The following is a 12,654-nucleotide window of genomic DNA, read 5'->3' as shown; positions in this document are numbered from 1 at the left end:
GACATGGAGATCGTGCTGCGCCCCGTCGTGGCCGAGGACCTGCCGCTGCTGGCCGGCGGCGACGCGCCGTACGACGACTTCGGTCCGCGCCCGCCCCGCACCGAGCCGTACTCGCCCGTGCTGCGCGAGTTCGGCGGGATGGCGGTGTGCGACGCCGCCGACGGCCTGCTGCTCGGCAGCGTCAGCTGGATCTGGCAGCAGTGGGGCCCGATGCCGGAGTCGCGCAACCCGATGATCGGCATCTGGCTGCGCCCCGAGGCGCGCGGGCGCGGCGCGGGCACGGCGGCCCAGCGGGCGCTGGTGGAGCTGTTCTTCCGGCACACGACCGTCAACCGGGTGGAGGCCACGACCGACGTCGAGAACCTCGCCGAGCAGCGGGCGCTGGAGAAGGCCGGCTTCACCCGCGAGGGCACGGTGCGGGGTGCGCAGTGGCGCGACGGCGCCTTCCACGACTGCTATTCCTACAGCATCCTGCGCGCGGACCGGGACGCCTGATGCGCCGCGGCCGCCCGGATCCCTGGTACGCGCGGCCGGCCGTCGGCGGTGGGCTCGACCCGCTCGTCCCCGACCCGTCGCCGGCGGGCCCGCTCCCCGCCGGGGCGACGGGTGCGGCCGCGCCTCCGGTCGGCCACCCCAACCGACTGCGGCAGAGCCTGCGGATCACCGCCGACCTGGGCGGCGAGTTCTTCGCCGGCGCCGAGCGGGGCGAGTCGTTCTCCTTCGTCAGCCTGCTCGACCGACAGCCGGTCGTGGTGACCCGGCACCCCGAGCACGTGCGCTCGCTGTTCGCGGCCGACCCGGACGTCGCGCCGTCGCTGGCGGGGGAGTCCCCGGTCCGCCCGATCGTCGGGCTCTCGGTGCTCACCGCCGTCGGCCAGCAGCACCGGCGCCGGCGCAAGCTGATGATGCCCTCCTTCCACGGCGAGGCGATCACCCGCTACCGCGACGAGATCGTCGCCGCGACCGGCCGCCATCTCGACCGATGGGAGCCCGGCACCGCATTCCCCCTCGCGGCGACGACCCAGGCGATCACCCTCGACGTGATCATGAGCGGCGTCTTCGGCATCGACCACGCGGCCGCGCCGGCCGAGGCCCGGCTGCGTCACGTCGTCCGGCAGACCCTGCGCCTGTCCGTGGGACCGCTCGCCCAGTTCGCCGAGCTGCTCAACCTCGACCGCGAGGAGTCGGTCGGTCCGCAGAAGTGGGTGGTGCGCCGCCTCGACCGCGCGATGTACGACGTCATCGCGGCGCGTCGTGCGGAGCACGAGCCCGGCACCCGGCACGACATCCTCGGCCTGCTGCTCGACGTCCGTGACGAGGACGGTGCGCCGCTGACCGATCGGGAGCTGCGCAACGAGCTGCTCACCCTGGTGCTCGCCGGGCACGAGACGACCGCCAACACCATCGCCTGGACCTTCGAGCGGCTGCTGCGCACGCCCGCGACGTACGACCGGCTGCGCGACGTGGTGCGCTCCGGCGCGGACCCGGAGGGCTACCTCGAGGCCGTCATCACCGAGTCGATGCGGGTGCGTCCGGTCGTCCCGCTCATCGGGCGCCGGGTGCGGGTGCCGTGGCGCCTCGGCGACGTCGTCGTCCCTCCCGACAGCCGGCTGCTGGTCGGCATCCTGCTGCTCCACCACCGCGCGGACCTCTACCCGGACCCGTTCCGGTTCGCGCCCGAGCGCTTCCTGGGCCGACGGCCGGGTGCCCACGAGTGGCTGCCGTTCGGTGGCGGCACCCGCCGCTGCCTGGGTGCCGCGCTGGCGATGGAGGAGCTGCGCATCGTCGTCGCCGAGATCGCCCGGCGGGCCGACCTGGTCGTCGACGCCGCGGCACCGGAGCGGCCGATCCACCGCAACGTGACGATGATCCCCGGGCGCGGCGGCCGGGTCCGGGTGGCGGCGCTGCGGCAGTGACGCGATCGGGCCGAGCAGGTCGCCTGCTCGCGCAGTTTGTGAAGTGACGTAATGATGTAGTAACTTCACGATATGGAGAAGGCCACCCCCCGCGGGGCGATCGACCGGCTGATGCAGCTCTCGCTGCTGATCTCGAGCGACCTGGGCCGCTACGAGAAGGAGTCCGGGCTCACCGCGCCGCGGATCCACCTCCTGTGGCAGCTCGGGCTCGGCGGTCCGACGACGCAGCAGCGGCTCGCGGCGGCGATGGACGTCACCCCGCGCAACGTCACCGGCCTCGTCGACGGCCTGGTCGCCTCCGGGCACGTCACCCGCGAGCCGCACCCGACCGACCGGCGGGCGACCCTGGTGACCCCGACGGCCGCCGGGCACGCCGTCATCAAGGAGAACCAGGACAGCTACGACGACCTGGCCCGGCAGCTCTTCGACGACCTGCCCGCCGCGCGCCTGGCTGACTTCGCCGCCGTCCTCGACGTCACGATCGCCCGCTTCACCGCCCTGATGGAGGAGATCGAGTCATGAACCGCAGCTGGCGTCTCCTCACGGACCTCGTCCTGGTCGAGCTGGCGATCTGGCGCAGCCTCGGGCGCTGGATCGCCCGGCGCCCCGACGCGCCCGCGGGGGCGGTGCAGATCGGCTACGGCCGACTGACCGCGCCGGTCATGTGGCTGTGGATCTTCGGCTCCCTCGTCGAGGTGGTCGCGCTGGAGCTGGTGCTGCGCACCGTCGACGCCCCCTGGGCGCACGTGATCCGGATCCCGCTGCTGGTGGTCGGGCTCTGGGGAGCGCTGTGGATGCTGGGCATGGCCGGCTCGTTCTACGTCCGTCGCCACCTGCTGCTCCCCGACCGGATCACGATCCGCAACGGCCCACGGTTCCGGGTCGACGTGCCGCGGGCGGCGATCACGCGGATCCGCGGCGTCGAGCACGAGTTCGAGGGCATGATCCGCTCGGTCCACGAGGAGGACGGACTCCTGCTCGTCGGGCCGGGCAACCGCACCAATGTCGAGCTGACCCTCGCCGGGCCGACCGCGCTCGCCACCCACGACGGCGAGCGGGTCGTCGACCGGGTCGGGTTCTGGGTCGACGAGCCGCGCGAGGTCGTGCGGCTGCTGCAGCGCGCCGAGCAGGAGCCGGGCGTGCGCTGAGCCCGAGCGTCCGGGGCCGTCCGGTCAGGCCCCCGCCCGTGGCAGCCTCCGTTCGGTGAGCGGCCGACCGCCCACGAGGTGCTCGTCGACGAGGTCCGGTACGACGCCGGGCCGGACGCCGCCGTACCAGACGTCGTCGGGGTGGACGACCAGCACCGGCGCCTGGTTGCAGGGGAACAGGCAGCCGGTCTGGGTGACGAGCACGTCGTCGTCGCCCAGGCCGCGCCGGCGCAGCTCGGCGTCGAGCGCGGTCGCGGTGGCCGCGGAGCCGCGGGCCGAGCACCGGGGCCCCCGGCAGACCAGGACCTGCCGGGCGTGGCCGGGCACGTCCTCCCAGGCCGGCGAGGTGAGCGGCGCCTCGCCGCCGGTGACCGCGCGGCCGGTGAGGACGAGCTCGACGTCGTCGTTCGCCCGACGCCAGTCCCCGGCGACCCGGCGCAGCCAGGAGCGTGCCGTCGGCGCACCGAGCCCGAGGCCCACCAGCTCGATCCGGCGCGCTCCCGCGGCGGCCAGCCGGTCGAGCTCGTCGGCCAGGCTCGGCGTACCGGCCTGGAGGAAGGCGAGCGACGAGCCGGTCGCGGCGGCCACGTCGCGCAGCTCCTCGGCGTGACGCGCGGCGTCGACGCCCAGGGGGACGAGGACGACCGCCCGGCTCACCGGGCCGCCCTCGCGTCGTGCCACACGACGTGCAGCCGCCCGGAGTGGTCGTGACGCCCGACCGTGGCCTCGACGCCGTAGACCCGGTCGACCAGCTCCGCGGTGAGCACCTCCTCCGGGGGGCCGGCGGCGACCACCCGGCCGGCCTGGAGGACGACGAGCCGGTCGCAGAAGGCAGCGGCCAGGTCGAGGTCGTGCAGGGCCGCGAGCGTGGTCCGGCCGAGGGCCCGGACCGTGGCCAGCAGGTCGATCTGGTGGGACAGGTCGAGATGGTTGGTCGGCTCGTCGAGCATGAGGACCGCCGGCTGCTGGGTGAGGGCGCGGGCGAGCTGGACCCGCTGCCGCTCGCCGCCGGACAGGGTCTGCCAGTCACGGTCGGCGAGATGGGTCACCCCGCACTGCCGCATCGCCTCGGCCACCTCGACCGCGCCCTCCTCGCGCGCCGCCGGCCAGCGCCCGCGGTGCGGGATCCGGCCCAGCTCGACGACCTGTCGCGCGGTCAGCGGCAACCCGGTCGCGGAATGCTGCTCCAGGACCGCGATCCGCTGGGCGCGGGCCCGGGCCGGGAGGCGGTGCACGTCGTCGTCGCCGAGGAGCACGGTGCCCGCGGTGGGACGCCGCAGCCCGGCCATCGCGTGCAGCAGGGTCGTCTTCCCCGACCCATTGGGCCCGAGCAGGCCGGTGACGGTGCCCGGCGCGCACGAGACCGACACGTCGTGCAGGATCGTGCGGGCCCGGACACCCCACGAGAGCCCCTCGGCCGCGAGCCTCATCGCGCCCTCGACTCGCGCCGCAGCAGGTAGGCGAACAGCGGAGCACCGAGGACGGCGGTCACCACGCCGATGGGGATCTCCTGCCCCTCGACCAGCGATCGGGCCGCGGTGTCGGCCCAGATCATCAGCACCGCGCCGGCCAGCGCGCTCAGGGGCAGCAGCCGCCGGTGCAACGGTCCGCAGATCAGCCGGACGACATGCGGCACCACGAGCCCGACGAAGCCGATCGCCCCGGTGTAGGCGACCAGGCACGCGGTCAGCAGCGCCGTACCGACGAGCAGGAGCCAGCGGGTACGCCGGATCGAGACGCCGAGCGAGGCGGCCGACGCGTCGCCGAAGGCGAACGCGTCCAGGTCCGCCGCGCACGCGACGATCCCGACCAGGGCGACGAGCGCGACGACGAGCAGCACCGTCGCGCTGTGCCAGCGCACGCCGGCGAGGGAGCCCATCGTCCAGGCGAGCACCCGGCGCGCGGCATCGTGGTCGCCGCTCATCATCACCGCGAAGGAGGTGTACGCCGCGCAGATCTGCCCGATCGCCACGCCTGCCAGCACGGTGCGGGCCGGCGGCAGGTCCCCGGTGCGGCCGGTGGCCAGGGTCAGGACGAGCGCCAGCGCGACCAGGGCGCCGACGAAGGCTGCCGTCCCGAGGGCGGCGCCGCCGACCAGCCCGCCCACGCTCACGCCGAGCACGATCACGCTCACCGCGCCGACGGTCGCGCCGCCGGAGATGCCCAGCAGATAGGGGTCGGCGAGGTCGTTGCGGGTCAGCGACTGCAGCACCGCGCCGGCCAGCGCCAGTCCCGCGCCGGTGGCCGCGGCGCCGAGGATCCGGGGCATCCGCAGCTGCCACACGATCTTGTCGTCGATGACGCTGACGCTGTCGACAGGGACTCCGAGCCGACGCAGCACCACGTCGAGCACGTCGCCCGCGGGGACGTGAACGGACCCGATCCCCACCGCGACGACGAGGCTCACGGCCAGGGCGACGACCAGCGCCGCGCCGACCAGGAGCCCGGTGCCCGGCCGGCTCCGCGCCGGCCGGGTCGACCGGCTGGGCTGCAGCATCAGCCCAGCGTGCTCAGCTGCTCGCCGACGGACACCGCGCCGTCGGCCAGCCGGACGCCGGGCGTGGACTCGGAGAACGGCAGCACGACGTACGCCTTCGCCTTGACGGCGCGCAGGTCCCTGAGCGCCGGGTCCTTCTCCAGCATCGCGATCTTGTCGTCGGAGGTCGACCAGCTCGCGTCGGCGACCACGATCACGTCGGGGTCGGCCGCGACGACCTGCTCCCAGCTCACGTCGGCCCAGCTGCCCTCCAGGTCGGCGAACACATTGGTCGCGCCGACCGCGTCGAGGATCAGCTGCGGACCGCCCTGGCCGGCGCCGGCGAACGCGGTCTTCTCGCCGGAGTCGTACCAGAACACGGTGCGGTCCGCCCCCGGTCGCCGGTCGGCGAGGTCGTCGAGCGCGGCCTGCTGCTCCTCCTGGATCGCCGCCGCGCGCTCGGGTACGCCGAACGCCGCGGCCACGGTCGCGATCTCGTCCCAGACGGAGTCGAAGGCGATCTCCACGCGGTCGTGGCCCTTGCCGCAGCCGAACGGCGAGTTGTAGGACGCGATGCCGAGCTCGGCCAGCTCCTCGCGCGGGCCGGCGGCGTCCGCGTCGAAGGCGCTGAGATAGGAGGCGTAGACGAAGTCGGGCTCGGCGGCGAGCAGGGTCTCGTTGTCGGGGTACTCCGCGGAGAGCACCTCGACCTCGTCGTACGCGTCCTGCCACTTCTCGGGGATGGCGTCGTCGAGGTATGCGCTGCCGGCCATGCGGTCGGCGAGGTCGAGCGCCAGCATCACCTCGGTCGCGCCCTGGTTCATCGACACCGCGCGCTCCGGCGGCGCGGGGACGGTGGCGTCGAAGCCGCAGCTGGAGACCCGGACGGGGAAGGCGTCGTCGGTCGCCTCCTTGCGCTCCGGCTCGGGAGCACCGGCACAGCCGGCGAGCGCGATCGAGAGGGTCAGCGGGACGGCGAGCAGGGTGGGGCGAATCCGGGTACGACGGGACGGCCTGATCATCGGGGTCACTCTTTCGGTCCGAGGCTCGTGCGCGAAGCCTGATGGGTGGGTGACGCGGACCCGGGAGGGTCCACGGCCAGCAGGTCTTCGGACTCGGGATCGACCGGACGGAGCGCCTTCCCAGGTCCGGTCGGCCGAGTGTCTGCCGTCCATCGCCAGTGGCGTGTTGCCCCGCCCGTCACCCTCACCGCTGCGCGTCAGTCCCGGACTCTCACCGGGTTCCCTGACCCACGACTTTCGTGAGTACGACTGGCGAGGCGGACGCTAGCACGCGGGCCTCCCGGAGACTCAGGCGGTGCCGCGCCCGGTCCGGGCGCGGGCGGCCCGCGCGGCGATGGAGTCGAGCAGGAGCTCCAGGGCGGTGTCGAAGACCTGCTCGCTCTCGATCCGGTCGAGATCGCCGCTGATGGAGTGCAGGTTGCCGAACTGGTCGGGCGCCGTGGCGTAGGCGGTGGCCCAGGTGGTGCGCTCGGCCTCTTGGATGCTCTCGTCGAGGATCCGGAAGCCGGCCAGTCCGCCGGACCACAGCAGCGCGAAGTCGGCGATCACGCGGTAGTACAGCGCGACCTCGGGGTCGGGGATCCCGGCCGCGCGCAGGGCGCCGACGACGGCGTCCGCAGCCTTCATCTCCGAGGACCCGGTGGTGATCCGCGGACCGCTGAGGACGGCGGCGGCGGGATGGCTGACGTAGGTCGTGCGGACCCGCTGGCACACGTCGACGAGGGTGCCCCGCCAGTCGTCGACGGCGGGCTCGAAGTCCTCGAACGCCTCGGTGAGCAGCCGATCGGCGACGGCGAGCACCAGGTCGTCCTTGCTGGCGAAGTGCCGGTACACCGCGGTCTGGTCGGCGCCGAGGGTGCGCCCGAGACGCGGCATCGTGAACGCGGCGAGGCCCTGCTCGTCGAGGAGGGCGAGGCTCGCGGTCACGATCCGCTCCGGGGTCAGCGCGCCGCGGGGCAGCCGGCGTCGCCGGGCCTCGCCGGAGGCCTTCGGTGTGCTCACGGGCCGCATCATGCCACCCGCCGCCGCGCGTCCGGCGCGCAGGCCGGCGGTTCAGTCAATCTCTTAGTCAAAGGTATTGACTTAGCGTCCCGCGACGCGCTGTACTCCTCTCCACCACCACCCAGGAGGACCTCCCGATGCCCCAGCTCCACGCCGACACCGTCTTCGTCGGCGGTCCGGTCTTCACCGCCGACGCGGCGCGCTCCTTCAGCGACGGGGTCGCCGTCGCCGGCGGGCGGGTGCTGGCCGTGGGGGATCAGGCGGCGCGGGAGCTCGCCGGTCCGCGGACCGAGGTCGTCGACCTGCGCGGCCGGCTGCTGGTGCCGGGCTTCGTGGACGCCCACGCGCACCCGGTCTTCGCGGGCCTGGAGCTGCAGCAGTGCGACCTCGCCGGCGCCGAGGACGCCGCGCAGTGCCTCGACCGGATCGCCGGGTACGCCGTCGCGCATCCCGAGCAGGAGTGGATCGTCGGCGGCGGTTGGTCGATGGACCACTTCGCCGACGGGACGCCGACCCGCCAACAGCTGGACCGGGTCTGCGCCGAGCGGCCCGTGTTCCTCATCAACCGCGACCGGCACGGCGCGTGGGTCAACACCGAGGCACTGCGCCGGGCCGGTGTCACCGCGACGACCCCGGACCCGCCGCGCGGCCGGATCGAGCGCGAGCCCGACGGCACCCCCTCCGGCTCACTGCACGAGGCGGCCGCCGACCTGGTCGCGCGGCACACCCCGGCGCCGACGGCCGCCGACCACGACCGGGCCCTGGAGCTCGGGCAGCGCCGGATGCTTGAGCTCGGCATCACCTCCTGGCAGGACGCCCTGGTCGGCGCCTACCTGCACTATCCCGACACCTACGACATCTACCGCCGCGCAGAGGCCGCGGGGACCCTGGTCGCCCGGGTCGTCGGGGCCCAGTGGTGGGACCCGACCCGGGGCGTCGACCAGGTCGAGGAGCTCCTCGAGCGCCGTGCGGGCACCGGCTCGGGACGGTTCCGCGCCACCAGTGTGAAGTTCATGCAGGACGGCGTGTGCGAGAACTTCACCGCGGCGATGCTCGCGCCCTATCTCGGGACGGGCGACGGCGCCTCGCCCGGCAGCGGGCTGAGCTACCTGGATCCCCGGGAGCTCGCCGCCGGGGTCGGCGCGGTGGACCACCTCGGTTTCCAGGCGCACTTCCACACCATCGGCGACCGCGCCGTCCGGGAGGCGCTGGACGCGGTGGAGCGGGCTCGGGCGACCCGCCCGGCCTCGGTCCCCGGAGGTCACCGGGGCGACAACCGGCACCACCTGGCCCACATCCAGGTGATCCACCCCGACGACATCCCGCGTTTCCGCTCGCTGCGGGCCGCCGCGAACATGCAGCCGCTGTGGGCGCACCTCGACCCGCAGATGTCCGACCTCACCGCGCCCTTCCTCGGCCCCGAGCGGACCGAGCGCCAGTACCCGTTCCAGCAGCTGCGCGCCGCCGGAGCGATGCTGGTCGCCGGCAGCGACTGGCCGGTCTCGTCGGCCGACCCGATGCTCGGCATCCACGTCGCCGTCAACCGGATGGCGCCCGGCGGCTCCGACGGCGCGCCACTCACGCCGCATCAGCGGCTCACCCTGGTCGACGCGCTCGCCGCCTACACGGCGGGCTCCAGCTGGATCAACCACCTGGAGGACACGCTCGGCAGCATCGCGCCGGGCCGGGACGCCGACCTGGTGGTCCTCGACCGCGATCCCTTCCAGGGCGGGCACGACGAGATCGCGCTGGCCGCCGTCGACGAGACCTTCGTCGCGGGCCGCCGGGTGCACGCGCGGGAGTATGCATGAGCACGCCCGAGGAGCTGGAGGTCGTCGTCGCCGAGCTGAGCTGGGAGGCCGACGGCGTGGTCGCGGTCGCGCTGGCACCGCTGCCGGACGGGCCGCCGCTGCCCGCCTGGACCCCGGGCGCCCACGTCACGATCCGGCTGCTGCCCGGCCTGGAGCGCCAGTACTCGCTGTGCGGCGACCCGGTCGACGTCCGCTACCGGATCGCGGTCCGGCACTGCCCGCGCGGCCGGGGCGGCTCGGACTACGTGCACCGCTTCCTCCGGCCCGGCCAGCGGGTCCGGATCTCCGCGCCGCGCAACCACTTCGACCTGCTGCCGGCGGCCTCCTACGCCTTCGTCGCCGGCGGGATCGGGATCACGCCGATCCTCCCGATGGTGCGTCGCGCCGAGGCCGACGGCATCGCGTGGACCCTCGCCTACGTGGGCCGCGAGCGCGCCACGATGGCGTTCGTCGACCGGGTGACCCGGCTGGACGCGCCCGAGCCCACCGTCGGGCCGAGCACGGTGCGCAGCACGGTGTGGGCGTCCGGCGCGGACGGGCGCTTCGACCTGTCCGGCCACCTCGACGCCCACCTGCGCCGGTATGGGGAGGCCCGGGTCTACGCGTGCGGACCGACGTCGATGATGGACGCGCTCGAGGAGTTCTGCGCCGAGCGGGCCGGGCTCGCCTTCCACGGCGAGCGGTTCCGGGCCCCGGGCACGGAGGCCCCGCCGGGACAGCCCTTCGACGTCCGGTGCGTGCGCAGCGGCCTGGACCTGCACGTCGACGCCGACCGCTCGCTCCTCGACGTGCTCGCCGCCGCCGGCCTCCCCGTCGCCGGGTCCTGTCGCGAGGGACTCTGCGGCACCTGCGAGGTCGTGGTGCGCGCGGGCGAGCCGGACCACCGCGACCACGTCGGCCTGGCCGACCGGACGGCGCCGCGGGTGATGGCGGCCTGCGTCTCCCGCGCCCTCACCCCACACCTGGAGCTGGAGCTCTGATGACCGTGCGTACCCGCCCCCGCCGCGTCGACCTCGCCCGGGTCCGCGAGCTGGTCGGCCACCCGGACCCGGCCATCGAGGCCAAGGTGCTCGACCATCTCGATCCCTACTGCCAGCTCTTCGTCGCGCACTCGCCGTACTGCGTCCTGGCGACCGTCGGTCCCGACGGCCTGGCCGACTGCTCGCCGCGCGGTGACGACCCCGGTTTCGTGCGGGTCCTCGACGAGCGGACCCTGGTCCTGCCGGACCGCCCCGGCAACCAGCTCGCCGAGTCCTTCACCAACATCTGCCACGACCCGGCCATCGGCATGCTCTTCCTCGTCCCCGGGTACGCCGAGACGCTCCGCGTCAACGGCCGCGCCTACCCGAGCGACGACCCGCAGCTGATGCCGATGCTCGAGGCCCGCGGCCGGGTCCCGTCCCTGGCCACGGTGATCGAGGTCGAGCAGGCCTACCTGCACTGCGGCAAGGCCAACCTCCGTGGCGGCCTGTGGGAGAGCGAACGCCAGGAGCTGGCCGCGCTCCTGCCCAGCGGCGGCGTCATCGCCGCCGCCCACATCGGGATGGAGGGCATCACCGCCGCCCTCCTCGAGGACGACCTCGCCGACGACTATCAGCGCAACCTCTGACCAGAACCGGAGCACTTCGCATGTCCCTGCCCTTCACCCGGATCGAACCGGCCCCCCTCAGCGACGTCGCCGAGCAGCACCTCGTGCGTACCCGCGACGGCATCCGGCTGGCCACCGACGTCTACCTGCCCGACCGGCCCGGCCGCCATCCCGCCGTGCTCTGCCGGCTGCCGTACGACAAGAACAGCGCGTGGATGGCCATCGAGCAGATCGCGCCCCACTACCTCGACCGCGGCTACGTCCTCGTCGTCCAGGACGTGCGGGGCAAGTTCCGTTCCGAGGGCGAGACCTACCCGTTCCGCAACGAGGTCGCGGACACCTACGACACCCTCGCGTGGGTCACGGCCCAGGCCTGGTCGGACGGCACGGTCGGCATGGTCGGCGACTCCTACCACGGCTACACGCAGTGGGCCGGCGTCGCCGGCGGGCACCCCGCCCTGCGGGCGATCGCGCCGCGGGTGACCGGGATGGCCATCGGATCGTGGGGCGGTGGCGCACCCCAGCAGCGGGCGACCAGCCTCTACCAGGCCAACTACTTCGCGCACCACTGGGTGGACAACGCCGCCTACGACTACGAGGTCGACTGGACCGTGCGTCCGCTGCGCGACCTCTTCGAGTCCGCCTTCTCGGCGATCGGCGCCCGCTCGCAGATCCTCGACCGGGTGCTCTCCGGCGGCCCGGCGACGCCCGAGCTGGCCGCCCGGCCGCCCTTCGCCGCCCGGCCCGTCCCGGTGCTGCACCGGGTCGGCTGGTTCGACAACCTGCTCGACCTGTCCATGCAGGACTACCGCGAGCAGCTGGCTCAGCCCGCCTGGCGCGAGCACGCCTACCTCGACGCCGACGCCTGCGACCACTACTCCTTCCACCTCGACGACGCGCCGGTCCCGCTCGAGCGCAATCACGGCCTGGACCTGGCGGTCCTACAGGCGATGCTGCCGCGCTACCTGGGCCGCACCCTGGACTTCTTCGACGTGCACGTCCGGGGCCGCGAGGGCGGGATCGACCGCGCCACCTGGTGGCAGGGGCACCTCGGCATCCGCACCGCCGACGCGTGGCCGCCGGCCACGGCCTCGACGCTGCGGCTCTACCCGGCCGACGGCGCCGCGGCGACCGCGTCCGCCGACGGCGGTGCGCTCGAGGCCGCCCCGGGGGCGGCCGAGCACGCGGAGTGGGTGCACGACCCGGCCGACCCGGTGCCGTCGACCGTCGTCGACTCCTTCACCTTCCTCATCGAGTACCCCGACGAGAGCGTCGTCCACGACCGGCCGGACGTGCTCACCTTCACCGGCGCCCCCCTGTCCGAGCCGCTGGATCTCGCCGGGCCGGTGCACGCGGTCGTCGACCTGGACGTCGCCGGCCCGAGCACCGACGTCTTCGTCAAGCTGCACGACGTCGCTCCGGACGGCACCACCCGGCTGGTGCTGCGCGGCCAGCGCCGGGTCGAGGGGACCGCCGGCGGCGTCGTCGACCTCGGCGAGACCGGCTACCGGTTCCGGCCCGGACACCGGCTGCGGCTCCAGGTCAGCGCCAGCGACTTCCCGCTCTACGCACCGCATCCCGGCACCGGCGAGAGCCCCTGGGACGCCGTGTCCACCCAGTCCACCCGTCACCGCCTGCGACTCGGCGCCGGCCACACCCACCTCCAGCTCAGCGTCGTCACGGCGCTCTGA

13 protein-coding genes and 1 riboswitch are annotated in these 12,654 nt (G+C 74.3%); of the genes, 8 read left to right on the top strand and 5 right to left on the bottom strand.

What is annotated here, in order from left to right; genetic code table 11:
* Positions 1–3 precede the first annotated feature (3 nt).
* From QJ852_26640 to QJ852_26625, 4 genes are all read left to right on the top strand, one after another.
* Positions 4–495: a GNAT family protein gene (locus tag QJ852_26640; GenBank protein WGX96711.1), complete on the top strand. Its 492-nt coding sequence runs from the start codon at positions 4–6 to the stop codon at positions 493–495.
* Positions 495–1,916: a cytochrome P450 gene (locus QJ852_26635; GenBank protein WGX96710.1), complete on the top strand. Its 1,422-nt coding sequence runs from the start codon at positions 495–497 to the stop codon at positions 1,914–1,916. The genes QJ852_26640 and QJ852_26635 overlap by 1 nt, the downstream gene beginning before the upstream one ends.
* Positions 1,917–1,988: 72 nt before the next feature.
* Positions 1,989–2,438: a MarR family transcriptional regulator gene (locus QJ852_26630; protein WGX96709.1), complete on the top strand. Its 450-nt coding sequence runs from the start codon at positions 1,989–1,991 to the stop codon at positions 2,436–2,438.
* Positions 2,435–3,064: a hypothetical protein gene (locus tag QJ852_26625; GenBank protein ID WGX96708.1), complete on the top strand. Its 630-nt coding sequence runs from the start codon at positions 2,435–2,437 to the stop codon at positions 3,062–3,064. The genes QJ852_26630 and QJ852_26625 overlap by 4 nt, the downstream gene beginning before the upstream one ends.
* A 24-nt stretch (positions 3,065–3,088) precedes the next feature.
* Here QJ852_26625 and QJ852_26620 read toward each other — a convergent pair whose 3' ends face one another.
* From QJ852_26620 to QJ852_26600, 5 genes are all read right to left on the bottom strand, one after another.
* Positions 3,089–3,721, bottom strand: coding sequence for a (2Fe-2S) ferredoxin domain-containing protein (locus QJ852_26620; protein WGX96707.1), 633 nt, complete (start codon positions 3,719–3,721; stop codon positions 3,089–3,091).
* Complete coding sequence (locus tag QJ852_26615; GenBank protein ID WGX96706.1) at positions 3,718–4,494, bottom strand: ABC transporter ATP-binding protein; 777 nt, start codon at positions 4,492–4,494, stop codon at positions 3,718–3,720. Before QJ852_26615 ends, QJ852_26620 begins: the two co-directional genes overlap by 4 nt.
* A complete protein-coding gene (locus QJ852_26610; GenBank protein ID WGX96705.1) occupies positions 4,491–5,561 on the bottom strand; it encodes an iron chelate uptake ABC transporter family permease subunit in 1,071 nt (356 codons plus the stop codon). The genes QJ852_26615 and QJ852_26610 overlap by 4 nt, the downstream gene beginning before the upstream one ends.
* The gene (locus QJ852_26605; GenBank protein ID WGX96704.1) at positions 5,561–6,562 is read right to left on the bottom strand and encodes an ABC transporter substrate-binding protein; all 1,002 of its coding nucleotides are present in this window, start codon (positions 6,560–6,562) and stop codon (positions 5,561–5,563) included. Before QJ852_26605 ends, QJ852_26610 begins: the two co-directional genes overlap by 1 nt.
* A gap of 60 nt (positions 6,563–6,622) precedes the next feature.
* Positions 6,623–6,831: riboswitch (cobalamin riboswitch) on the bottom strand.
* A 19-nt stretch (positions 6,832–6,850) separates the two neighbouring features.
* Positions 6,851–7,564 (bottom strand): TetR/AcrR family transcriptional regulator, encoded by a 714-nt coding sequence (locus tag QJ852_26600; GenBank protein ID WGX96703.1) that lies wholly within the window; start codon positions 7,562–7,564, stop codon positions 6,851–6,853.
* 137 nt (positions 7,565–7,701) lie between these two features.
* Here QJ852_26600 and QJ852_26595 point away from each other — a divergent pair, with 137 nt between their 5' ends.
* Genes QJ852_26595 through QJ852_26580 form a run of 4 tightly spaced genes read left to right on the top strand, consistent with a single transcriptional unit; the run spans position 7,702 to position 12,654 of the window.
* On the top strand, positions 7,702–9,375 hold the full coding sequence (locus QJ852_26595) for an amidohydrolase (protein ID WGX96702.1): 1,674 nt from the start codon (positions 7,702–7,704) through the stop codon (positions 9,373–9,375).
* Positions 9,372–10,355: a PDR/VanB family oxidoreductase gene (locus QJ852_26590; GenBank protein WGX96701.1), complete on the top strand. Its 984-nt coding sequence runs from the start codon at positions 9,372–9,374 to the stop codon at positions 10,353–10,355. The genes QJ852_26595 and QJ852_26590 overlap by 4 nt, the downstream gene beginning before the upstream one ends.
* On the top strand, positions 10,355–10,984 hold the full coding sequence (locus QJ852_26585) for a pyridoxamine 5'-phosphate oxidase family protein (GenBank protein WGX96700.1): 630 nt from the start codon (positions 10,355–10,357) through the stop codon (positions 10,982–10,984). Before QJ852_26590 ends, QJ852_26585 begins: the two co-directional genes overlap by 1 nt.
* A gap of 20 nt (positions 10,985–11,004) precedes the next feature.
* Positions 11,005–12,654, top strand: a complete 1,650-nt coding sequence (locus QJ852_26580) for a CocE/NonD family hydrolase (protein ID WGX96699.1) — start codon at positions 11,005–11,007, stop codon at positions 12,652–12,654.

The sequence above is a fragment of the Nocardioides sp. L-11A genome (assembly GCA_029961745.1).
Classification (GTDB): Bacteria; Actinomycetota; Actinomycetes; order Propionibacteriales; family Nocardioidaceae; genus Nocardioides.
Note: the sequence above shows the minus strand (reverse complement) of the source record. Positions and strands in the feature narration are given on the sequence as shown.

Bases quoted from the DNA above. Each gene is read 5' to 3' on its own strand.
- QJ852_26610 (WGX96705.1), bottom strand. From the start codon at position 5,561: ATGCTGCAGCCCAGCCGGTCGACCCGGCCGGCGCGGAGCCGGCCGGGC.
- QJ852_26605 (WGX96704.1), bottom strand. From the start codon at position 6,562: ATGATCAGGCCGTCCCGTCGTACCCGGATTCGCCCCACCCTGCTCGCC.
- QJ852_26590 (WGX96701.1), top strand. From the start codon at position 9,372: ATGAGCACGCCCGAGGAGCTGGAGGTCGTCGTCGCCGAGCTGAGCTGG.
- QJ852_26585 (WGX96700.1), top strand. From the start codon at position 10,355: ATGACCGTGCGTACCCGCCCCCGCCGCGTCGACCTCGCCCGGGTCCGC.
- QJ852_26630 (WGX96709.1), top strand. From the start codon at position 1,989: ATGGAGAAGGCCACCCCCCGCGGGGCGATCGACCGGCTGATGCAGCTC.
- QJ852_26595 (WGX96702.1), top strand. From the start codon at position 7,702: ATGCCCCAGCTCCACGCCGACACCGTCTTCGTCGGCGGTCCGGTCTTC.
- QJ852_26635 (WGX96710.1), top strand. From the start codon at position 495: ATGCGCCGCGGCCGCCCGGATCCCTGGTACGCGCGGCCGGCCGTCGGC.
- QJ852_26580 (WGX96699.1), top strand. From the start codon at position 11,005: ATGTCCCTGCCCTTCACCCGGATCGAACCGGCCCCCCTCAGCGACGTC.
- QJ852_26640 (WGX96711.1), top strand. From the start codon at position 4: ATGGAGATCGTGCTGCGCCCCGTCGTGGCCGAGGACCTGCCGCTGCTG.
- QJ852_26615 (WGX96706.1), bottom strand. From the start codon at position 4,494: ATGAGGCTCGCGGCCGAGGGGCTCTCGTGGGGTGTCCGGGCCCGCACG.
- QJ852_26625 (WGX96708.1), top strand. From the start codon at position 2,435: ATGAACCGCAGCTGGCGTCTCCTCACGGACCTCGTCCTGGTCGAGCTG.